This is a genomic window from Serratia bockelmannii, from assembly GCF_051803255.1.
In the GTDB taxonomy this organism is placed as follows: domain Bacteria; phylum Pseudomonadota; class Gammaproteobacteria; order Enterobacterales; family Enterobacteriaceae; genus Serratia; species Serratia bockelmannii.
The window spans coordinates 4,104,552-4,126,182 of record NZ_CP196512.1 but is presented as its reverse complement, the minus strand read 5'-3'; the positions used below and the strand labels follow the sequence as shown (position 1 = coordinate 4,126,182).

Annotated in this window: 19 protein-coding genes; 15 read left to right on the top strand and 4 right to left on the bottom strand. The window is 58.7% G+C overall.

The features are described from left to right. The first annotated feature begins 1 nt into the window (after position 1). From pbpC to ACSJLU_RS19675, 3 genes are read left to right on the top strand one after another with little or no spacing between them, the layout of a single operon-like run. Positions 2-2,350: a penicillin-binding protein 1C gene (gene pbpC, locus ACSJLU_RS19685; RefSeq protein ID WP_025304041.1), complete on the top strand. Its 2,349-nt coding sequence runs from the start codon at positions 2-4 to the stop codon at positions 2,348-2,350. Positions 2,351-2,410: 60 nt separating this feature from the next. After that, complete coding sequence (truC, locus tag ACSJLU_RS19680) at positions 2,411-3,181, top strand: tRNA pseudouridine(65) synthase TruC (RefSeq protein ID WP_025304040.1); 771 nt, start codon at positions 2,411-2,413, stop codon at positions 3,179-3,181. A 33-nt stretch (positions 3,182-3,214) separates the two neighbouring features. Then, complete coding sequence (locus ACSJLU_RS19675; RefSeq protein ID WP_004931927.1) at positions 3,215-3,667, top strand: flavodoxin; 453 nt, start codon at positions 3,215-3,217, stop codon at positions 3,665-3,667. A 57-nt stretch (positions 3,668-3,724) separates the two neighbouring features. Here the strand turns inward: ACSJLU_RS19675 and ACSJLU_RS19670 are convergent, their stop codons facing one another. From ACSJLU_RS19670 to map, 4 genes are all read right to left on the bottom strand, one after another. Then, entirely contained in the window at positions 3,725-4,114 is a 390-nt protein-coding gene (locus ACSJLU_RS19670) for a DUF3461 family protein (RefSeq protein ID WP_004931929.1), read from the bottom strand. 129 nt (positions 4,115-4,243) lie between these two features. After that, positions 4,244-5,068 (bottom strand): 2,3,4,5-tetrahydropyridine-2,6-dicarboxylate N-succinyltransferase, encoded by an 825-nt coding sequence (gene dapD / locus ACSJLU_RS19665; protein ID WP_025304039.1) that lies wholly within the window; start codon positions 5,066-5,068, stop codon positions 4,244-4,246. Positions 5,069-5,110: 42 nt separating this feature from the next. Beyond that, positions 5,111-7,774, bottom strand: coding sequence for a bifunctional uridylyltransferase/uridylyl-removing protein GlnD (glnD, locus tag ACSJLU_RS19660; protein WP_043139899.1), 2,664 nt, complete (start codon positions 7,772-7,774; stop codon positions 5,111-5,113). A 73-nt stretch (positions 7,775-7,847) separates the two neighbouring features. Beyond that, on the bottom strand, positions 7,848-8,642 hold the full coding sequence (gene map, locus ACSJLU_RS19655) for a type I methionyl aminopeptidase (RefSeq protein WP_004931936.1): 795 nt from the start codon (positions 8,640-8,642) through the stop codon (positions 7,848-7,850). 345 nt (positions 8,643-8,987) lie between these two features. Between map and rpsB the strand changes: the two genes are divergently transcribed. The 12 genes from rpsB (at position 8,988) to fabZ (ending at position 21,628) form a co-directional block, all read left to right on the top strand. Continuing rightward, positions 8,988-9,713 (top strand): 30S ribosomal protein S2, encoded by a 726-nt coding sequence (gene rpsB / locus ACSJLU_RS19650; RefSeq protein ID WP_016929891.1) that lies wholly within the window; start codon positions 8,988-8,990, stop codon positions 9,711-9,713. A 129-nt stretch (positions 9,714-9,842) separates the two neighbouring features. Continuing rightward, the gene (gene tsf / locus ACSJLU_RS19645) at positions 9,843-10,694 is read left to right on the top strand and encodes a translation elongation factor Ts (RefSeq protein ID WP_025304037.1); all 852 of its coding nucleotides are present in this window, start codon (positions 9,843-9,845) and stop codon (positions 10,692-10,694) included. 148 nt (positions 10,695-10,842) lie between these two features. Beyond that, positions 10,843-11,568 (top strand): UMP kinase, encoded by a 726-nt coding sequence (gene pyrH / locus ACSJLU_RS19640; RefSeq protein WP_004931940.1) that lies wholly within the window; start codon positions 10,843-10,845, stop codon positions 11,566-11,568. A 119-nt stretch (positions 11,569-11,687) separates the two neighbouring features. Beyond that, positions 11,688-12,245 carry a ribosome recycling factor gene (gene frr, locus ACSJLU_RS19635; protein WP_004931943.1) on the top strand — a complete coding sequence of 186 codons (558 nt, stop codon included), beginning with the start codon at positions 11,688-11,690 and terminating at the stop codon, positions 12,243-12,245. A gap of 157 nt (positions 12,246-12,402) precedes the next feature. Next, entirely contained in the window at positions 12,403-13,599 is a 1,197-nt protein-coding gene (gene ispC, locus ACSJLU_RS19630) for a 1-deoxy-D-xylulose-5-phosphate reductoisomerase (protein WP_049206171.1), read from the top strand. 277 nt (positions 13,600-13,876) lie between these two features. Further along, entirely contained in the window at positions 13,877-14,635 is a 759-nt protein-coding gene (gene ispU, locus ACSJLU_RS19625) for a (2E,6E)-farnesyl-diphosphate-specific ditrans,polycis-undecaprenyl-diphosphate synthase (protein ID WP_025304035.1), read from the top strand. A 9-nt stretch (positions 14,636-14,644) separates the two neighbouring features. Then, positions 14,645-15,487, top strand: coding sequence for a phosphatidate cytidylyltransferase (gene cdsA / locus ACSJLU_RS19620; RefSeq protein WP_025304034.1), 843 nt, complete (start codon positions 14,645-14,647; stop codon positions 15,485-15,487). A gap of 27 nt (positions 15,488-15,514) precedes the next feature. Continuing rightward, on the top strand, positions 15,515-16,870 hold the full coding sequence (gene rseP / locus ACSJLU_RS19615; RefSeq protein ID WP_025304033.1) for a sigma E protease regulator RseP: 1,356 nt from the start codon (positions 15,515-15,517) through the stop codon (positions 16,868-16,870). Positions 16,871-16,905: 35 nt separating this feature from the next. Continuing rightward, the gene (gene bamA, locus ACSJLU_RS19610) at positions 16,906-19,332 is read left to right on the top strand and encodes an outer membrane protein assembly factor BamA (protein WP_033639522.1); all 2,427 of its coding nucleotides are present in this window, start codon (positions 16,906-16,908) and stop codon (positions 19,330-19,332) included. 156 nt (positions 19,333-19,488) lie between these two features. Continuing rightward, positions 19,489-19,986, top strand: coding sequence for a molecular chaperone Skp (gene skp, locus ACSJLU_RS19605; protein ID WP_025304031.1), 498 nt, complete (start codon positions 19,489-19,491; stop codon positions 19,984-19,986). Positions 19,987-19,989: 3 nt separating this feature from the next. Continuing rightward, positions 19,990-21,012 carry a UDP-3-O-(3-hydroxymyristoyl)glucosamine N-acyltransferase gene (lpxD, locus tag ACSJLU_RS19600; RefSeq protein ID WP_025304030.1) on the top strand — a complete coding sequence of 341 codons (1,023 nt, stop codon included), beginning with the start codon at positions 19,990-19,992 and terminating at the stop codon, positions 21,010-21,012. A 160-nt stretch (positions 21,013-21,172) separates the two neighbouring features. Then, positions 21,173-21,628: a 3-hydroxyacyl-ACP dehydratase FabZ gene (fabZ, locus tag ACSJLU_RS19595; protein ID WP_004931962.1), complete on the top strand. Its 456-nt coding sequence runs from the start codon at positions 21,173-21,175 to the stop codon at positions 21,626-21,628. The last annotated feature ends 3 nt before the right edge of the window (positions 21,629-21,631 follow it).

Genomic DNA, 21,631 nt, shown 5'->3' with positions numbered 1-21,631 from the left:
TATGAAGATCCTGACCGGGCGCGTGCTGCAAAACGGCTTGATGGCGGTGTTTTTACTGGCGCTGCTGTTGGCCGCGATTCGGCTGTGGCCGCATCCGCCCCTGTGGCAGGGGCTGCCGCAGTCTTCCGTTTATTACGACAGGCACGGCGCGTTGCTGCGCATCACGCTGGCCAACGACGATCGCTACCGGCTGTGGACCCCGCTGGAGCAGGTGTCGCCGTTGGCGGTGCGTGGGCTGCTGCTGCACGAAGATCGCTGGTTCTACTACAACCCCGGCTTTAACCCCGTCAGCCTGATGCGCGGCTTCTGGCGCAGCTATGTCGCCGGCGGCAAAATGCAGGGCGGATCGACCATCAGCATGCAGCTGGCGCGGATGCGCTGGCATCTCAATACCCGCACGCCGGGCGGCAAGCTGCTGCAGGTGCTGCGTGCGGTGCAGCTGGAGCTCAGCTATTCCAAGCGCGATATCCTGGAAGCCTATTTGAATTACGCGCCCTACGGTCGCAACATTGAAAGCATCGGCGCCGCCAGCCTGATCTACTTCGCCAAGTCGCCGAAGGCGTTGACCCTGCCGGAGGCGCTGACGCTGGCGGTGCTGCCGCAGTCGCCCAGCTACCGTCTGGAGCCAAAAACCGGCGTGCTCGGTGCCGCATTGACGCAGGCGCGCAACCGTCTGTTCCAGCGCTGGCAGCAGGTTTACCCGACCGACGCCAGCCAGCAAACGCTGTTCCGCCTGCCGCTGGCGCTGCGGCAGCCTGAACAAGTGCCTTATATTGCGCCGCACTTTATCGAACAGCTACGCCTGCAGACGCAGCAACTGGTGCAGCGCGACACTCGCGTCGACACGACGCTGGACGCCGGGTTGCAGCGGCTGGTCGAGCGGCAGGTTAACGCCTTTATCGCCCGCAACCGCAGCCGCGGCATTCAAAACGCCGCGGTGCTGCTGGTGGACAGCCGCGATATGGGGGTGCGCGCGCTGGTAGGATCGGCGGACTATTACAACCGGCCGATCCAGGGGCAGGTGAACGGCACCAACGCCAAGCGTTCGCCGGGATCGACGCTGAAGCCGTTCATCTACGCGCTGGGCATGGAGCAGGGCGTGCTGCATCCGATGACTATCCTCAAAGACGTGCCTTCGTCGTTCGGCGCCTATGCACCGGAAAATTTCGACCGGCGCTTTCTCGGCCCGGTGACCGCCACCGACGCGCTGAACTTCAGCCGTAACATCCCGGCGGTATATGTCGCCTCGCAGCTGCGCCAGCCGACTTTTTATCAGTTCTTACGCCTGACCGGCGTCGCCAATATGGCCAATGAGAGCCACTACGGGCTGTCGCTGGTATTGGGCGGCGGTGAGGTGACGGCGCAGGAATTGGCGAAGCTGTATGCGCTGCTGGCGAACCGCGGCGAGCTGCGGCCGCTTCGCATGCGATTGAACGAGGCCGAATCGACGCCGGTGCGGCTGCTGAGTGAGGAGGCCAGTTTCATCACGCTGGATATGCTGCGCCAGCACCGGCGGCCGGGCGATACGCTGGCACAGCGTTCTTCTTCGCTGCCGGCGTATTGGAAGACCGGGACTTCATGGGGCTTTCGCGACGCCTGGAGCGTCGGAATCTTCGGCCCTTACGTGCTGGTGGTGTGGGAAGGCAACTTCGACGGGCGCGGCAACAATGCGTTGGTCGGCGCCGAGGCGGCCGCGCCGCTGTTTTTCAATATCATCGACAGCGTCAACGCCAGCTACCCTGGCCTGCGGGAACCGAAACATCCGTTCCCCCAACGGCTGCGGCGGGTGGAGATTTGTCTCGCCAGCGGCGATCTGCCGACGCCGTGGTGCCAGCAAAAGGGCAAGACCTGGTTCATTCCCGGCAAGTCGCCGATCAAGGTGGACAGCGTCTATCGGCCTGTGGTGCTGGATATTCACAGCGGCGAGGTCGTTTGCCCGCCGTATGACGCGGCGCAGACTCGTACCGAAATCTTTGAATTCTGGCCTTCCGATTTGGCCAACGTGTTCGCCCAGGCCGGGCTGCCGAAACGGACGCCGCCGGTTAACCGCTGCAAGGATAACGGCATCGCCGTCGGCGGCAACGCACCGCGCATCACTTCGCCGCTGAAAAATACCACCTATACCCTGCGCCAGTCGCAGCAGGGGCGGGACAAAATCGCCTTCAATGCGGTGACGGATGCCGACAGCAAGACGGTGTACTGGTTTGTCGACGATATCTATCTCGGTAGCAGCGCCAGCAAAAAGCCGATCGACTGGCGGCCGATCAACAACGGGCGTTATCGCATTCGGGCGGTGGACGATCGCGGCCGCGCCGATACGCGCCTGGTGACCATCGAATGGGTAAACTAGCGCTGAGCCGCACGCCTGTTATACTCGCGCCCGAAACGGCTATTGACCTGGGAAAGCGATGTGATTGAGATTTTGTATCAGGATGAACACCTGGTGGCGGTGAACAAACCGTCGGGCTGGTTGGTACACCGCAGTTGGCTGGATCGTCATGAAACACGTTTTATGATGCAAACGGTGCGCGATCAGCTCGGGCAGCACGTCTTTACCGTGCACCGTCTCGATCGCCCGACCTCCGGCGTGCTGCTGATGGCGCTTTCCAGCGAGGTGGCGCGCCTGCTGTCGCAGCAGTTCGAGCAGCATCAGGTGCAGAAAACCTACCATGCGGTGGTGCGCGGTTACGTGCAGGAGGGGGCGACCCTCGACTACCCGCTGACGGCGGAGCTGGACAAAATCGCCGATAAACATGCCGATGCCGACAAGGGGCCGCAGCCGGCCGTCACGCACTACCGGCCGTTGGCGCAGGTAGAGATGCCGGTGGCCGTCGGCCGCTACGACAGCGCGCGTTACAGTCTGGTGGAACTGCAACCGGAAACCGGCCGCAAGCACCAATTGCGGCGCCACATGGCGCATCTTCGCCATCCGATCATCGGTGACAGCAAGCACGGCGATCTGCGGCAGAACCGTGGGATGGCGCAGCATTTCGGCTGCCCGCGCCTGATGCTGCACGCCAGCCATCTGCAGCTGACGCACCCGGTGAGCGGCGAGCCGCTGCAGGTGACGGCGCGCTGGGACGAAGACTGGCAAGGGGTGATGGCGCAGTTCGGCTGGGCGGGGGTATTCCCTGAACTTGCCGGGGTTGAGTTTAGCGCGGCTAACGGTCAGGATAGCTGACAATTTTTAAAGGTAATGAAGGGAGTAGGAGCCATGGCTCAGGTTGGTATCTTCGTGGGAACGGTCTACGGCAATTCGCTGCTGGTGGCGGAAGAGGCGCAAAACATCCTCAGCGAGCAGGGCCATGAGGTCAAACTGTTCGAAGAGGGCACGCTGGAGGCCTGGCAGTTTTATCGTCAGCATTACGCGCTGGTGATCACCTCCACTACCGGGCAGGGCGATTTGCCGGACAGCATCGCGCCGTTGTTCCACGCCATTCGCGATCAGGTTGGCTATCAGCCGGAGCTGCGCTATGGGCTGATTGCCCTCGGCGACAGCAGCTATGACAACTTCTGCGGCGCCGGGCGCGCGTTTGACGCGCTGCTGCAGGAGCAGGGCGCCACCCGCGTTGGCGAAGTGCTGGAAATCGATGCGATGGAACAGCCGGAGCCGGAAGTGGCCGCCTGCCCGTGGGTCGAGCAGTGGGGCACGCTGCTGCAGTCATAACGTAAAAAGGCGCCGCAAAAGGGCGCCTTAACGATGATGCGGGTCAACCGATCCGCATTATTTGCCGCGGGTGAGTTTTTCCAGATCGGCTTCGATCTCGGCAATCTTGTGCGACACCACGCCCTCGAGATGGCGCAGGTCGTCGAGGATTTTACGCTTCAGATCCACTTCCACCTGATCGCGCTGGCACAGCTGATCCAGCTCGTCGATCACGTAACGCAGGTTCGGGTTGATCTCGTGAATTTCCTTGTAGCCCTGGCCGGCGTTGTCCGCCACCACGGTTTTACGCTGGCGCGGATACTTGAACTTCACGCTCTTGGCGAAGAACTCGCCCTTGTCCTTGCGGAAATAGATCTTGAGGATGTCGTTGTTGGCCTCTTGACGCAGGCTATAGCGATCGACGTCTTCCGGTTGATTGATGCCCAAACTCTTCAAGTTATCGTACATACTGCGCCCTCTTTAGATGTGATCGTTATATTCCACGACTGCGATTATGGCGGAAAGCGAGATCTGCGACTGTGACTGCCAGCGAAACGCAGACAAAAAAATAGCGGGTGAATCACCCGCTATTTCAATTTAGTCGATAGTACGCAATAACTCATTAATGCCGACTTTACCGCGCGTTTTGGCGTCGACTTTCTTGACGATCACCGCGCAGTACAGGCTGTAAGAACCGTCTTTCGACGGCAGGTTACCGGAAACCACCACCGAACCCGCCGGCACGCGGCCGTAATGGATTTCGCCGGTCTCGCGGTCATAGATGCGGGTGCTCTGGCCGAGGTAGACGCCCATCGAAATCACCGAGCCTTCTTCCACGATCACGCCTTCCACCACTTCGGAGCGTGCGCCGATGAAGCAGTTGTCTTCGATGATGGTCGGGTTGGCCTGCAGCGGCTCCAGCACGCCGCCGATGCCGACGCCGCCGGACAGGTGAACGTTCTTGCCGATCTGCGCGCAAGAACCGACGGTGGCCCAGGTGTCGACCATGGTGCCTTCGTCGACGTAGGCGCCGATGTTAACGTAAGACGGCATCAGCACGGTGTTGCGAGCGATGAACGCGCCCTGGCGCACGGTGGCCGGCGGCACGACGCGGAAACCTTCCTTCTGGAAGCGCGCTTCGTCGTAGTCGGCGAATTTCATCGGCACCTTGTCGTAGTAGCGGGTTTCCGCGCCGTCCATTACCTTATTGTCGTTGATGCGGAAAGAGAGCAGCACGGCTTTCTTCAGCCACTGATGGGTGACCCATTGACCGTCGATCTTCTCGGCAACGCGCAGGGCGCCGCTGTCCAACAGGCCGATCACCTGGTTTACCGCTTCGCGCGTTACGGTGTCTACGTTCACCGGGGTGATGTCCGCACGGCGTTCGAAGGCGCTTTCAATAACGTTCTGTAATTGCTGCATGCTGTTCTCTTTCCTGATGTTGTCGGTAAAAAGTTACTTGTATCACATTTTATCGTTCGGGGTGAGGGCCTCTGTCAACCGTTGCTCCAACTTTCTGCGCGTTTCTTGGTCGAGCGCGCGCCGCTCGCCGTCGGCCAGAATAAACAAATCCTCGACCCGCTCGCCGATGGTGGAAATGCGCGCGCCGTGCAGCGACAGCCCCAGGTCGGCGAACACTTCGCCCACCCGCGCCAGCAGGCCGGGTTGGTCGAGCGCCGTCAGCTCCAGGTAGCTGCGGCGATCGGTGTGGGTCGGCAGGAAGGTGACCTCGGTCGGCACGCTGAAGTGGCGCAGCTTGGAAGAGGGGCGGCGCACACGCGGCGGCTGATACTCTCGTTGGGTGATGGCCTGTAGCAGCGCCTGACGGATCGCCGCGTGGCGATCCTGCGCCAGCGGGCTGCCGTCCGGTTCCAGCACGATAAAGGTGTCCATCGCCATACCGTCGCGGTTAGTGAAGATCTGTGCGTCGTGCACGCTCAGGTTGCGGCGATCCATCTCCCCGGCGACGGCGGCGAACAGATAAGGACGATCCGGGCTCCAGATGAAGATCTCGGTGCCGCCGCGCGTCGCCTGGCGGCTGACCAGCACCAGCGGCTGGGTGGAATCGTGGGCAAGCAGATGGCGAGCGTGCCAGGCCAGCTGATTCGGCGAGTGGCGCAGGAAATAGTCGGCGCGGCAGCGGCTCCAGATGCGGTGCAGCGCCTCTTCGTCGATGTTGTCCATGCGCAGCAGCGCCAGCGCCTGCAGCCGATGGTGGCGCACGCGTTCGCGCAGATCCGGGCTGTTTTGCATGCCGCGGCGCAGCTGTTTCTCGGTGGCGAAATACAGCTCGCGCAACAGGCTCTGCTTCCAGCTGTTCCACAGGGTTTCGTTGGTGGCGCAGATATCCGCCACCGTCAGGCATACCAGGTAGCGCAGGCGAGTTTCGCTCTGCACTTCGCTGCTGAACTGCTGGATCACCGTCGGATCCTGGATATCGCGGCGCTGCGCGGTGACCGACATCAGCAGGTGGCAGCGCACCAGCCAGGCCACCAGTTGGGTTTCTCGCGAGTTGAGACCGTGCAGCTCGGCGAACTCGACCACGTCCTCCGCGCCGAGGATCGAGTGATCGCCGCCGCGCCCTTTGGCGATATCGTGGAACAAGGCCGCCAGCAGCAGCAGTTCCGGGTGCGGCAGGCGCGGATACAGCTCCACGCACAGCGGATGGCGCGGCCGGGTTTGCGCATCGGCGAAGCTCTCCAGCTTCTGCAGCACCCGGATAGTGTGCTCGTCGACGGTATAGGCGTGGAACAGATCGAACTGCATCTGCCCGACGATCTTGCCCCACTGCGGCATATAAGCCCATAGCACACTGTGACGGTGCATCGGCACCAGCGCGCGCGACACCGCGCCGGGGTGGCGCAGGATGGCCATAAACAGATCGCGCGCTTCCGGGATGGTGCACAGCGGCTGTTTCAGGTGACGGCGCGCGTGGCGCAGCTGGCGCACGGTGGTGGAGTAAATGCCTTTGATCTCGCGGTTGCGCACCATCAGGTAGAACATGCGCATGATGGCTTGCGGCTCGCGGATGAACAGCGTTTCGTCACGCAGATCGATCAGATCGCCGCGCAGCTGGAAATCGTCGTTCAGCGGACGCGGTTTCTCGGTGGCGTCCAGCGCCAGGATGGCCTCGTCGAACAGCTGCAGCAGCATGTGGTTCAGCTCGCTGACGCGCCGCGTCATGCGGTAGAAGTCTTTCATCATGCGTTCGACCGGCTCGTTGCCTTCACCTTCATAGCGCAGCAGCTGCGCCACGTTGAGCTGACGATCGAACAGCAGACGGTTGTCGTAACGCGGCAGCACCAGATGCAGCGCAAAGCGGATGCGCCACAGGAAGCTCTGACATTCGTTCAGTTCGTTGCGCTCGGCCTGGGTGAGGAAACCGAAACCGACCATTTCGTCCAGCGAGGTGGCACCGAAGTGGCGGCGCGCCACCCACAGCAGCGTGTGGATATCGCGCAGGCCGCCGGGGCTGCTTTTGATATCCGGTTCCAGGTTATAGCTGGTGCCATGGTAGCGCTGGTGGCGTTCCTGCTGCTCGTTGATCTTGGCGTGGAAAAACTGCGGCGAAGGCCAAAAGCCGTCGCTGAAGATGTGTTTTTGCATCTGCAGGAACAGCGCGACGTCGCCGCAGATCATGCGCGATTCGATCAGGTTGGTGGCCACGGTCAGATCCGCCAGCCCTTCCAGCAGACACTCTTCCAGGGTGCGCACGCTGTGGCCCACCTCCAGCTTGAGATCCCACAGCAGGGTGATGAATTCGCCGACCCGCTGCGACTGCTGTTCCGTCAGCCGGCGCTGGCTGAGCACCAGCACGTCGATGTCCGACAGCGGATGCAGTTCGCCGCGGCCGTAGCCGCCGACCGCCACCAGCGCGGTTTCCGGGATATCTTCGAAGCCGTAGAAGGTCCACAGCCGGCGCAGCAGGCGATCGATGAAGTCGCTGCGCGCCGCCACTAGGCTTTCGGCGCTGGAGCCGGCGTCGAACGCCGCCGCCAGCCACAGCTGAAACTGCTCCAGCCGCTGTTTCAGCACCAGGCAGGTGAGGTCGTCGTCGCCGTAGGCGCTGGGAGAGACGGGTGGCATCGGCACGGCCGGGGCCGCCTGTTGAAGGAGATTGTCAGACATAGTGCGCAGCCCATAAAAAAGGCCGGCATAAGCCGGCCTGGTGATATTCTGCACGCGGCGTTCGCCGCGGTGCTTACATCTCGTGCGTAATGATGTTGGGGATGGTGTCATCCTTGCGCAACGTCATTATTTCGCAGCCGTTATCAGTGACCACAATAGTATGCTCATACTGCGCCGACAAGCTGCGATCTTTGGTTTTTACCGTCCAGCCGTCTTTCATGGTGCGGATGCGGTAGTCGCCGGCGTTGACCATCGGTTCGATGGTGAAAGCCATGCCCGCCTGCAGCACCACGCCGCCGTCGTCCGCGTCATAGTGCAGCACCTGCGGCTCTTCGTGGAACACTTCGCCGATGCCGTGGCCGCAGTACTCGCGCACCACGGAGAACTTCTCGGCTTCGACGAATTGCTGAATAGCCTTGCCCAGGGTGCGCAGACGGATGCCCGGTTTGACCATCTTCAGCGCCAGATACAGGCTTTCCTGAGTGACGCGGCACAGGCGCTCGCCCAGAATGGTCGGTTTGCCGACGATGAACATCTTAGAGGTGTCGCCATGGAAACCGTCTTTAATCACGGTCACGTCGATATTGACGATGTCGCCGTCTTTCAGCGTTTTGTCGTCGCTCGGGATGCCGTGGCACACCACTTCGTTCACCGATATACACACGGATTTCGGGAAGCCGTGATAGCCGAGGCAGGCGGAAATGGCCTGCTGCTCGTTGGTGATGTACTCGTGACAGATACGGTCCAGCTCGCCGGTGGTCACGCCAGGTTTGACGTGCGGCTCGATGATCTCCAGCACTTCGGCGGCCAGGCGGCCGGCCACGCGCATTTTTTGGATGTCATCAGGTGTTTTAATTGAGATTGCCATGAAATTTGTCCGCAGGTGTCGTTATCGTCGACAATAAGAAGCAGTGACTTATGGTATCAGCCCGGCCGGAGGCTGCCAAATTTCATTTCCCGACGCCCGGCGAAAAGCAACAAAAGTTGGTGTCGGCAGCGGGTTTATGGTATAAAGCGCGCCGGCGATCCGCGACTTGGTTCTTGTGACCTGGCAGGAATTGGCCGAAAATACTTTAACTGCACTCATTTTGTGTAAATAACACACACGTATCGGCACATCCGCCGGGGTGCCCTGAGGTGACTTGTCGCCGCCAGGGTCGGCGTTATGGGATACGTGGAGGCATAACCCCAATTAATCTATAGAGGTTTAATCATGGCAACTGTTTCCATGCGCGACATGCTCAAGGCTGGTGTTCACTTTGGTCACCAGACCCGTTACTGGAACCCGAAAATGAAGCCTTTCATCTTCGGCGCTCGTAACAAGGTTCACATCATCAACCTGGAGCAGACCGTACCAATGTTCAACGCCGCTCTGGCTGAACTGAGCAAGATCTCTTCCCGTAAAGGCAAGATCCTGTTCGTTGGTACCAAACGCGCAGCAAGCGAAGCGGTAAAAGACGCTGCGAACAGCTGTGACCAGTTCTTCGTGAACCACCGCTGGTTGGGTGGCATGCTGACTAACTGGAAAACCGTTCGTCAGTCCATCAAGCGTTTGAAAGATCTGGAAATCCAGTCTCAAGACGGCACCCTGGACAAGCTGACCAAGAAAGAAGCGCTGATGCGCACTCGTGAACTGGCCAAGCTGGAAAACTCCCTGGGCGGTATCAAGGATATGGGCGGTCTGCCAGACGCACTGTTCGTTATCGATGCCGATCACGAGCACATCGCGATCAAAGAAGCCAACAACCTGGGTATCCCGGTATTCTCTATCGTTGATACCAACTCCAACCCAGACGGCGTTGACTTCATCATCCCTGGTAACGACGACGCAATCCGTGCAGTAAACCTGTACCTGACTGCTGTTGCTGCCGCTGTGCGTGAAGGTCGTTCTCAAGATCTGGCCGTTCAGGCGGAAGAAGGCTTCGTAGAAGCTGAATAATAAGGCAAGCTCGTCACTGAGCCCTTATTAACCAGGTATTGACATATGTTGGTTAGGGGGGCCTGTAAAGGCCCCCTTTGCTTATCTGAATGAGAACTGTCTCCACGCGAGATAACCGAGGAAAAATAAATGGCTGATATTACCGCTGCCCTGGTAAAAGAACTGCGCGAGCGTACCGGCGCTGGCATGATGGATTGCAAGAAGGCGCTGGTTGAATCCAACGGCGACATCGAACTGGCAATCGAAAACATGCGTAAGTCCGGTGCGATCAAAGCCGCTAAAAAAGCAGGCAACGTAGCTGCTGACGGCGTGATCAAAACCAAGATCGAAGGCAACTACGGCATCATTCTGGAAGTTAACTGCCAGACTGACTTCGTCGCGAAAGACGCCGGTTTCCAGGCGTTCGCCGACAAAGTGCTGGATGCCGCTATGGCCGGCAAAATCACTGACGTTGACGTGCTGAAAGCACAGTTCGAAGAAGAGCGCGTAGCGCTGGTGGCAAAAATCGGTGAAAACATCAACATTCGCCGCGTTGCTTCCCTGGAAGGCGACGTGCTGGGCAGCTACCTGCACGGCGCGCGTATCGGCGTTCTGGTTGCGGCTAAAGGCGCTGACGACGAGCTGGTCAAGCAAATCGCAATGCACATTGCGGCGAGCAAGCCAGAGTTCGTGAAGCCAGAAGACGTGTCTGCTGAAGTGGTAGAAAAAGAGTACCAGGTTCAGCTGGACATCGCCATGCAGTCAGGCAAGCCGAAAGAAATCGCAGAGAAAATGGTTGAAGGCCGCATGAAGAAATTCACCGGCGAAGTTTCTCTGACCGGTCAGCCTTTCGTTATGGATCCGAGCAAATCTGTTGCTCAGGTGCTGAAAGAGCACAACGCTGACGTGACCAACTTCATTCGCTTCGAAGTGGGCGAAGGCATCGAGAAAGTCGAAACCGACTTCGCTGCTGAAGTTGCCGCGATGAGCAAACAGTCTTAATGACTGTCGATGGAACCGCCGTCTGGCGGTTCCATACTATCCAGCCAGAATTACACCGGTGGCAGGCCCTGCAGCGTGATACTCACCTCAGGCGCGTTTCATCGGCTGAAATCCCCAATACTAATACTGCTTCTTAGGACAGAACACCATGGCAACCAATGCAAAACCCGTATATCAGCGTATTCTGCTTAAACTGAGTGGCGAAGCCCTGCAAGGTGCAGAAGGTTTTGGTATCGACGCCAGCGTTTTGGATCGCATGGCTCAGGAAGTGAAAGAGCTGGTCGAACTGGGAATTCAGGTCGGTGTAGTTATTGGCGGCGGGAACTTGTTCCGCGGCGCGGGCCTGGCGCAAGCCGGCATGAACCGCGTAGTGGGCGACCACATGGGAATGCTGGCTACCGTGATGAACGGCCTGGCTATGCGTGATGCACTGCACCGTGCCTATGTGAACGCCCGCCTGATGTCGGCGATCCCGCTGAACGGCGTGTGTGATAATTACAGCTGGGCAGAGGCGATCAGCCTGCTGCGCAACAACCGCGTGGTGATCTTCTCCGCCGGTACCGGCAACCCGTTCTTCACCACCGATTCCGCCGCTTGCCTGCGCGGTATCGAGATCGAAGCCGACGTGGTGCTGAAAGCCACCAAAGTGGATGGCGTATACTCCGCCGATCCGGTGAAAAACCCGGATGCGACGCTGTATGAACAATTAACCTATCAGGACGTGCTGGAGCGCGAGCTGAAAGTGATGGATCTGGCGGCGTTTACGCTGGCCCGCGATCACGGTCTGCCGATCCGCGTGTTCAACATGAACAAGCCTGGCGCACTGCGCCGCGTGGTGATGGGTGAGAACGAAGGTACGCTGATCAGCAAATAAGGCTGTTCGCACCCCTTTTTCGGAGCGCGTGACGCCAGGCGCCGCGCGCTCTTCGAGTACGATTACGGGCTATACTTGAGTATCGCCTGCCAAGTAACCAGCTTCCAAGGGTTTGCAACGTGACTAATGAAATCAGAAAAGATGCTGATTCACGCATGGAAAAAAGCGTAGAAGCATTCAAAAACCAAATCAGCAAGATCCGCACCGGCCGCGCTTCTCCAAGCATTCTGGACGGCATCATGGTGGAATACTACGGCGCCGCTACGCCGCTGCGTCAGCTGGCCAACGTAACCGTAGAAGACTCCCGCACGCTGAAAATCAACGTGTTCGACCGCAGCCTGAGCCAGGCCGTTGAGAAAGCGATCATGAGCTCCGATCTGGGCCTCAACCCGTCTTCCGCCGGTTCTGACATTCGCGTTCCGCTGCCTCCGCTGACCGAAGAGCGTCGTAAGGATCTGATCAAGATCGTGCGCGGCGAAGCCGAGCAGGGTCGCGTAGCGGTGCGTAACGTGCGTCGTGACGCCAACGACAAGGTCAAGGCGCTGCTGAAAGACAAAGAGATCAGCGAAGACGAAGAACGTCGCTCACAAGACGAGATTCAGAAAATGACCGACGCTTACATCAAGCTGGTCGACGCCGCGCTGGCGGAGAAAGAAAAAGAGCTGATGGATTTCTAATCAGCATCGCGCAGAAAGAAAGCGTCGCCTGGGCGGCGCTTTGTTTTTTGTGGCGCAGATCCCGTTTCATCGTACTGAAAGATCATGGACAAGCGGTGTCCAAGGTTCCACACTGGAACACCTCCGATCTCATCAGACAGTTATTCAGAGTGAACTCATGAAGCAACTGACCATTCTTGGCTCGACCGGCTCGGTAGGGACCAGTACCCTGGCCGTGGTCAGGGCGAATCCCGACCGTTTTGCGATCAAAGCGCTGGTGGCCGGCCGTAACGTCGCGGTCATGGCGCAGCAATGCATGGAATTCCGGCCCGCCTTCGCCGCGATGGCGGATGAAAACGCTGCGCGCGAGCTGCGCGCTGTCCTGGCGGAAAACGGTGTCGTTACCGAAGTCTTGGCCGGAGAACAAGCGGCCTGCGAGCTGGCAGCGTTGGATGACGTCGATCAAGTGACGGCGGCCATCGTCGGCGCTGCGGGGCTGTTGCCGACGCTGGCGGCGATCCGCGCCGGCAAACAGGTACTGCTGGCCAACAAAGAATCGCTGGTCACCTGCGGCCGTCTGTTTATGGACGCGGTGCGGCAAAGCCAGGCGCAACTGCTGCCGCTCGACAGCGAGCACAACGCGATTTTTCAGAGTTTGCCTGAGAACATTCAGCGTCAGTTGGGATACTCTTCACTGGACAGTCATGGTGTTTCGCGCATCGTGCTTACCGGTTCCGGCGGCCCGTTCCGCACCACGCCGTTGGAACAGTTCGCCGCGATGACGCCGGATCAAGCCTGCGCCCACCCGAACTGGTCGATGGGCCGCAAGATCTCGGTGGATTCCGCCACCATGATGAACAAAGGTCTGGAATACATTGAGGCCCGCTGGCTGTTTAACGCCTCGGCCGAGCAAATGGAAGTGATCCTGCACCCGCAGTCGGTGATTCACTCGATGGTGCGCTATGCCGACGGCAGCGTGCTGGCGCAGTTGGGGACGCCGGATATGCGCACGCCGATCGCCCACGCGATGGCGTATCCGCAGCGCGTGAACTCCGGCGTGGAAGCGCTGGACTTCTGCCGCATCGGTTCGCTGACCTTCGCCGAACCGGAACGCGAACGTTATCCTTGCCTGTACTTGGCGATCGAGGCGTTCGAGGCCGGTCAGGCGGCGACCACCGCGCTGAACGCGGCCAACGAAATCGCCGTGGCGGCATTTTTGCAGCAGCAGATCCGCTTTACCGACATTGCCGCGGTCAACCGCCAGGTGGTGGAACGTCTCGCGCTGCAGGAACCGACCTGCATCGACGCGGTCTTAGACATTGACCGTCAGGCGCGCGCCGCTGCCGAGGAGCGCGTTCGCGCGTTGTGCGGCTGATCACGGCGATTATCCGATTTTGCTCGTAATTCGCGCGTGCCGCAGCGGGGCCGTTTGTTCATGCCCCGCTGAGGTGGTATAGTCTGCGCCACCTGTCAGCGGTTATACCGTTGAATTATGGCCCGATTGGCGCTCTGTGCGCCAATGGCGGCCCGGCTGTGCCGGGTATCGCGAGGGCAGGCTGAAAGCCGTGTCGGGCACACGGCTTTTTTTGCGCGTAAGGGCCTGATGTTCCGGAAAGGCAGTTATATTTCTACTGAGGAAATAAGTACGAGTTATGTCGTCCGCAAACCAACAAGAGGCTAATCCATCTTCCCAGGGGCCGCGCCATGTCGCCATTATCATGGACGGTAACGGACGCTGGGCCAAACGTCAGGGCAAGTTACGTGTCTTCGGTCATAAAGCAGGGGTGAAATCGGTTCGCCGCGCGGTCAGTTTTGCCGCCAGCCACCATTTAGATGCACTCACGCTTTATGCCTTCAGCAGCGAAAACTGGAACCGTCCGGTGCAGGAAGTCTCCGCCCTGATGGAGCTTTTTGTCCGCGCTCTGGATAGTGAAGTAAAAAGCCTGCATAAACATAACGTCAGGCTGCGGGTGATCGGCGATATCAGCCGATTCAGCGCGCGTTTGCAGGAGCGGATCCGCCGCTCTGAAGCACTGACGGAAAATAACGATGGCCTGACGCTCAATATCGCTGCCAACTACGGTGGCCGTTGGGATATCATTCAGGGAGTAAGGGAACTGGCCGAACAGGTACGGGTAGGGGAGTTGCACCCGGATCAGATCAGCGAGGAATTATTGAGCGAGCGGGTTTGCATGAGCGACCTGGCGCCGGTGGATCTGGTTATCCGCACCGGTGGCGAGCATCGCATCAGTAACTTCCTGCTGTGGCAAATCGCCTATGCTGAACTTTACTTTACTGATGTGCTCTGGCCTGATTTCGATGAACTTGTCTTTGAAGGTGCGCTGAATGCATTTGCACAACGTGAGCGCCGCTTCGGGGGAACAACACCTATCGGCGCCGATGCGTCCTAGGGAGAACTTTTGCTGAAGTATCGCCTCATAACTGCTCTGATTTTAATCCCGATCGTTATCGCGGCGCTGTTCCTGTTGCCGCCGCTGGCCTTTGCTCTGGTAACGCTCGTCGTGTGCATGTTAGCAGCCTGGGAGTGGGGCCAATTGGCCGGTTTTACCTCCCGTTCGCAGCGCATCTGGTTGGCGATACTGTGCGGTTTTCTGCTGGCGTTGATGATGCTCAGCGTCCCCGCTTACCATCAATCCGTGCCGCAGATAAGCGGCTCGCTGTGGCTGTCGCTGGCCTGGTGGCTGGCGGCGTTGCTGCTGGTGTTGTTCTATCCCGGCTCGGCCTCTATCTGGCGCAATTCGCGCCCGCTGCGCCTGCTGTTCGGCTTGCTGACCATCGTGCCGTTCTTCTGGGGCATGCTGGCGCTGCGCCAGTTCGGCTACGAGCAAAATCCGTTTACCGGCGCCTGGTGGCTGCTGTACGTGATGCTGCTGGTGTGGGGCGCGGATTCCGGCGCCTACATGTTCGGCAAGCTGTTCGGCAAGCATAAACTGGCACCGAAGGTCTCGCCGGGTAAAACCTGGGAAGGGTTGATCGGCGGGCTGCTGACGTCGGCGGTGATCTCGTGGCTGTTCGGCCGCTATGCGCCGCTGAACGTGGTGCCGACCACGCTGCTGGCCTGTTCGGTGATCGCCGCGCTGGCTTCGGTGCTGGGCGATTTGACCGAAAGCATGTTCAAACGCGAAGCGGGCATCAAGGACAGCGGGCATTTGATTCCCGGTCATGGCGGCATACTGGATCGTATCGACAGCCTGACCGCGGCGGTGCCGGTGTTTGCCTGCATGATGCTGTTGGTGTTTTAATCCGTCGATGACGGAAAGTGAGGGATGATGGTCAGCGTGCTTTGGAACCTGGTGGCGTTTCTGATTGCGCTCGGTATCTTGATTACCGTGCATGAGTTCGGACACTTTTGGGTTGCCCGTCGTTGCGGCGTGCGCGTTGAACGCTTTTCCATCGGCTTCGGCCGGGCGCTGTGGCGCCGTACCGATCGCCAGGGCACCGAGTACGTCATCGCTCTGATCCCGCTTGGCGGTTACGTGAAGATGCTGGACGAGCGCGTGGAGTCGGTGGCGCCGGAAATGCGCCATCAGGCCTTTAACAACAAAACCGTCTGGCAGCGCGCGGCCATCATCAGCGCCGGCCCCATCGCCAACTTCCTGTTTGCTATCCTTGCCTATTGGCTGGTGTTCATCATCGGCGTGCCGAGTTTCCGCCCGGTGATCGGCGAAATCGCGCCGCAATCCATCGCCGCCAAGGCCGAAATTTCGTCTGGCATGGAACTAAAGTCGGTTGACGGCATCGAAACGCCTGATTGGGAATCAGTTCGTCTGGCGCTGGTGGCGAAGATTGGCGATGCGCAAACCGAAGTCGGCGTCGCGCCGTTCGGCTCTTCGCAGGTGGTGACCAAAACCCTGGATTTGCGCCAGTGGAACTTTGAACCGGACAAGCAGGATCCCGTTGTCGCGCTGGGCATTATGCCGCGCGGCCCGCAGATCGAATCCGTGTTGGCGGAAGTGCAGCCTAACTCGGCGGCGCAAAAGGCGGGTTTACAAGCGGGGGACAGGATCGTTAAAGTCGATGGTCAGCCGTTGGGTCGTTGGCAGACGCTGGTGAAGCGTATCCACGATGGCCCGGGGCAGCCGCTGGCTTTGGAGATTGAAAGAAACGGCGCCCCCTTGTCTTTGACGCTGATACCGGATACAAAGCCGGTGGGAAAAGACAAATCGGTGGGGTTTGCAGGCATCATTCCAAAGGTGCTGCCGCTGCCGGAAGAGTATAAGACGATTCGCCAGTATGGACCGTTCCCGGCGCTGTATCAGGCCGGCGACAAGACCTGGCAGCTGATGCGGCTGACGGTCAACATGCTGGGCAAATTAATAACCGGTGATGTAAAGCTGAACAACCTGAGTGGCCCGATCTCGATTGCACAGGGAGCTGGGGCGTCAGCCGGAGTCGGATTCGTGTATTATCTGATGTTCCTGGCGTTGATTAGCGTCAACCTGGGGATCATCAACCTGTTCCCATTACCGGTGTTAGATGGTGGGCATCTCCTCTTCCTGGCGATAGAAAAGCTGAAGGGTGGGCCGGTTTCCGAGCGAGTACAGGACTACAGCTACCGCATAGGTTCGATCGTGCTGGTGTTGTTGATGGGTCTTGCACTTTTCAATGATTTTTCCCGCCTCTAGGGGCGGGGATAGGTTAGGAAGAACGCATAACAACGATGGCGATGAAAAAGTTGCTCATAGCGTCGCTGCTGTTTGGCAGCGCCACCGTATACGGTGCAGACGGGTTCGTAGTGAAAGACATTCATTTCGAAGGCCTGCAGCGAGTTGCCGTCGGTGCGGCGTTACTCAACATGCCGGTTCGCGTCGGCGATACCGTCACTGACGATGACATCAGTAATACCATTCGTGCCTTGTTTGCCACCGGCAACTTCGAGGACGTGCGCGTACTGCGCGATGGTAATACCTTGATCGTGCAGGTGAAGGAACGTCCTACCATCGCCAGCATCACTTTCTCCGGCAACAAGTCGGTGAAAGATGACATGCTCAAGCAGAACCTGGAAGCCTCCGGCGTCCGGGTGGGCGAGGCGCTCGACCGCACCACGATCTCCAGCATTGAAAAAGGGCTGGAAGACTTCTACTACAGCGTCGGTAAATACAGCGCCTCGGTGAAAGCCGTAGTCACGCCGTTGCCGCGCAACCGTGTCGACCTGAAACTGGTGTTCACGGAAGGGGTCTCCGCCAAGATTCAACAAATCAACATCGTCGGCAACCATGCTTTCACCAACGACGAACTGATCTCACGCTTCCAACTGCGTGACGAAGTGCCGTGGTGGAACCTGGTCGGCGACCGCAAATACCAGAAGCAGAAACTGGCGGGCGATCTCGAAACCCTGCGCAGCTTCTATCTGGATCGCGGCTATGCCCGCTTCAACATCGATTCTACCCAGGTGAGCCTGACGCCGGATAAAAAAGGCATCTACATCACCATCAACATCACCGAAGGCGAGCAGTACAAGCTTTCCGATGTTGTCGTGAACGGCAACCTGGCCGGCCACTCGGCGGAAGTCGCTCAGATCACCAAAATTGAGCCAGGCGAGCTGTACAACGGCAGCAAGGTGACCAAAATGGAAGACAACATCAAAACGATGTTGGGCCGTTATGGTTACGCCTACCCGCGCGTCGGCACTCAGCCTGAGATCAACGACGCGGATAAAACCGTCAAGCTGCACGTCAACGTTGACGCGGGCAACCGCTTCTACGTGCGTCGCATCAAGTTCGAAGGTAACGACACCAGCAAGGATTCCGTACTGCGTCGCGAAATGCGCCAGATGGAAGGCGCCTGGCTCGGCAACGAGCAGGTCGAGCAGGGTAAAGAGCGTCTGAACCGTCTGGGCTATTTCGAAACGGTTGACGTGGAAACCCAGCGCGTGCCGGGCACCGCCGATCAGGTCGACGTGACCTATAAGGTGAAAGAACGCAACACCGGTACCTTTAACTTCGGCGTCGGTTACGGCACCGAGAGCGGCGTCAGCTTCCAGGCCGGCGTGCAGCAGGATAACTGGTTGGGTACCGGCTACTCGGTCGGCATCAGCGGCACCAAGAACGACTACCAGACCTATACCGAACTGTCGGTCACCAACCCGTACTTCACCGTTGACGGTGTGAGCCTGGGCGGCCGCATCTTCTACAACGACTTTAAGGCGGATGACGCGGATCTGTCGGACTATACCAACAAGAGTTACGGTATCGACGGCACGCTGGGCTTCCCGATCAACGAAAACAACTCGTTGCGCACCGGCCTGGGCTACGTCCACAACGGTCTGTCGAACATGCAGCCGCAGATCGCCATGTGGCGTTACCTCGACTCGATGGGCGTGGATGCGAACAAGACCGACCGCGCCAGCTACTCGACGGACGACTTTACGCTGAACCTGGGCTGGACCTATAACAACCTGGACCGCGGCTACTTCCCGACCTCGGGTAACCGCACCACGTTGAACGGCAAGGTCACCATTCCGGGCTCGGACAACGAATACTACAAGGTGACGCTGGACAGCGTACAGTACGTGCCGATCAACGACGACCGCACCTGGGTGCTGTTGGGTCGCGGCCGTCTGGGTTACGCGGATGGGCTGGGCGGCAAGGAAATGCCGTTCTATGAGAACTTCTATGCCGGTGGTTCGAGCACCGTGCGCGGCTTCCAGTCCAACACCATTGGTCCGAAGGCGGTGTACTACAACTCCAACTCGTACCAGTGTCAGTTCAACGCCGGCAGCACGACCGATCGTCAGAGCATCTGTAGCTCGGATGACGCGGTAGGCGGTAACGCCATGGCGGTCGCCAGCCTGGAGCTGATCACCCCGACGCCGTTCATCAGCGAGAAATACGCCAACTCGGTGCGGACGTCGCTGTTCATCGATGCCGGTACCGTGTGGGACACCAAGTGGAAGAATACCAACGAAACGCTGATGTACGGCGTGCCGGACTACAGCAAAGCCAGTAATATTCGTTCTTCCGCCGGTATCGCGCTGCAGTGGATGTCGCCACTGGGGCCGTTGGTGTTCTCTTACGCCAACCCGATCAAGAAATACGAAGGCGACAAGTCCGAACAGTTCCAGTTTAACATCGGTAAGACCTGGTAACGGGTCTCGCCTCTGGGCATAACAGTTATTAAGAATCGCAATGGCCAGGCGCCCGCCGGCAGAGGGAGATGATTCTCATTGTTTGGTGGGACAAGTCTGGCAAATTGTGTACTTCAGTGTCATATGACACAAATGGGTGATGGTAAGGAGTTTATAGTGAAAAAGTGGTTGTGTGCCGCAGGCCTCGGTTTAGCAATGGCTGCTTCAGCTGGCGTTCAGGCAGCAGATAAGATCGCTGTCGTTAACGTCTCCAGCATTTTCCAACAGCTGCCGGCCCGCGAAACGGTCGCTAAACAGCTGGAAAACGAGTTTAAAGGCCGTGCAAGCGAACTCCAGAACATGGAACGTAGCCTGCAGACCAAAATGCAGCGTCTGCAGCGTGACGGCGCTACCATGAAAGCCAGCGATCGCAGCAAGTTGGAAAAAGACGTGATGGCGCAGCGCGAGCAGTTCTCTCAGAAAGCGCAGGCTTTCGAGCAGGACAACCGTCGTCGCCAGATGGAAGAGCGTAACAAGATCCTGAGCCGCATTCAGGACGCGGTGAAATCTGTCGCCAGCAAAGGCGGTTATGACGTGGTGATCGACGCCAACGCCGTTGCCTATGCAGACTCTTCCAAAGATATCACTGCTGACGTGCTGAAACAGGTTAAATAACACATGCTTTCAATTCGACTGGCTGATTTAGCGCAGCAGTTGGATGCACAATTGCACGGTGATGGCGATCTCGTCATCACCGGCATTGCTTCTATGCATTCGGCACAGCCTGGCCAAATCACGTTTTTGTCAAACAGCCGCTATCAAGAGCAGCTGTCTTCCTGCCAGGCAAGCGCCGTGGTGCTTACCGAAGCGGATTTACCACACTGCCGTGCTGCGGCGCTGGTGGTTAAGAACCCTTACCTGACCTATGCGCGCATGGCGCAGCTGATGGACACCACGCCGTCGCCGGCCCAGGATATCGCGCCAAGCGCGGTGATCTCACCTGAAGCGCAGCTGGGGCAGAACGTCGCCATTGGGGCGAACGCGGTGATCGAGTCGGGTGCGGTGCTTGGCGATAACGTGGTTATCGGCCCGGGCTGCTTCATCGGCAAACACGCACGCATCGGCGCGGGAACGCGTCTGTGGGCGAACGTCACGATTTATCATGCGGTCGAAATCGGCCAGCGTTGCCTGATCCAGTCGGGCACCGTGATCGGCGCAGACGGTTTCGGCTATGCGAATGAGCGCGGCGAGTGGATCAAAATCCCTCAGTTGGGCACGGTGATTATCGGCGATCGCGTCGAAATCGGCGCTTGCACCACCATTGACCGCGGCGCTTTGGATAACACCCAAATCGGGAATGGTGTTATCATCGACAACCAATGCCAGATTGCACATAACGTCGTGATTGGCGACAATACCGCCGTCGCCGGCGGTGTGATCATGGCCGGCAGCCTGAAAATCGGCCGCTACTGCCAGATTGGCGGTGCCAGCGTGATCAACGGTCACATGGAAATTGCCGACAAGGTGGTTGTCACCGGAATGGGAATGGTTATGCGACCAATCACCGAACCTGGGGTATACTCTTCGGGCATTCCGTTGCAGCCTAACAAGGTTTGGCGTAAAACCGCTGCGTTGGTGATGAATATCGATGAGATCAGCAAACGCTTGAAAGCTGTCGAACGTAAAGTCGGAAAAGACTAATCATTGCCGCCCGCCCTAGCGGGTACAAAACGAAACGCGTTGGTCGTGAGACCAAAAGCGCAAAGAGATGTTAATTTGCGGCCTGCATGATGATCTCCTTTTGGGGTCAGCGCAGGCCGTGTTGTTGATGCCATCAGTTTTTAGAGACAGGAAGAGTATTTTGACTACTGACACTCATACTCTGGATATTGCAGAAATTTTGGATCTGCTTCCTCACCGTTACCCGTTCTTGCTGGTCGACCGCGTCCTCGAGTTTGAAGAGCACAAATATCTGCGTGCGGTGAAGAACGTATCGGTGAACGAACCGTTTTTCCAGGGCCACTTCCCTGGCAAACCGATTTTCCCAGGCGTATTGATCCTGGAAGCCATGGCGCAGGCCACCGGTATCCTGGCGTTTAAAAGCGTCGGTAAACTGGAGCCGGGCGAGCTGTATTACTTCGCCGGTATCGACGAAGCACGCTTCAAGCGCCCTGTGGTGCCAGGCGATCAGATGGTCATGGAAGTCACCTTCGAGAAAACTCGCCGCGGTCTGACTCGCTTCAAAGGCGTGGCGACCGTTGACGGTAAAATTGTCTGCGAAGCAACCATGATGTGTGCCCGCAGCCGGGAGGCTTAATCC

Bases quoted from the DNA above. Each gene is read 5' to 3' on its own strand.
- pbpC (WP_025304041.1), top strand. From the start codon at position 2: ATGAAGATCCTGACCGGGCGCGTGCTGCAAAACGGCTTGATGGCGGTG.
- ACSJLU_RS19675 (WP_004931927.1), top strand. From the start codon at position 3,215: ATGGCTCAGGTTGGTATCTTCGTGGGAACGGTCTACGGCAATTCGCTG.
- ACSJLU_RS19670 (WP_004931929.1), bottom strand. From the start codon at position 4,114: ATGTACGATAACTTGAAGAGTTTGGGCATCAATCAACCGGAAGACGTC.
- dapD (WP_025304039.1), bottom strand. From the start codon at position 5,068: ATGCAGCAATTACAGAACGTTATTGAAAGCGCCTTCGAACGCCGTGCG.
- glnD (WP_043139899.1), bottom strand. From the start codon at position 7,774: ATGTCTGACAATCTCCTTCAACAGGCGGCCCCGGCCGTGCCGATGCCA.
- map (WP_004931936.1), bottom strand. From the start codon at position 8,642: ATGGCAATCTCAATTAAAACACCTGATGACATCCAAAAAATGCGCGTG.
- rpsB (WP_016929891.1), top strand. From the start codon at position 8,988: ATGGCAACTGTTTCCATGCGCGACATGCTCAAGGCTGGTGTTCACTTT.
- tsf (WP_025304037.1), top strand. From the start codon at position 9,843: ATGGCTGATATTACCGCTGCCCTGGTAAAAGAACTGCGCGAGCGTACC.
- pyrH (WP_004931940.1), top strand. From the start codon at position 10,843: ATGGCAACCAATGCAAAACCCGTATATCAGCGTATTCTGCTTAAACTG.
- ispC (WP_049206171.1), top strand. From the start codon at position 12,403: ATGAAGCAACTGACCATTCTTGGCTCGACCGGCTCGGTAGGGACCAGT.
- ispU (WP_025304035.1), top strand. From the start codon at position 13,877: ATGTCGTCCGCAAACCAACAAGAGGCTAATCCATCTTCCCAGGGGCCG.
- rseP (WP_025304033.1), top strand. From the start codon at position 15,515: ATGGTCAGCGTGCTTTGGAACCTGGTGGCGTTTCTGATTGCGCTCGGT.
- bamA (WP_033639522.1), top strand. From the start codon at position 16,906: ATGGCGATGAAAAAGTTGCTCATAGCGTCGCTGCTGTTTGGCAGCGCC.
- lpxD (WP_025304030.1), top strand. From the start codon at position 19,990: ATGCTTTCAATTCGACTGGCTGATTTAGCGCAGCAGTTGGATGCACAA.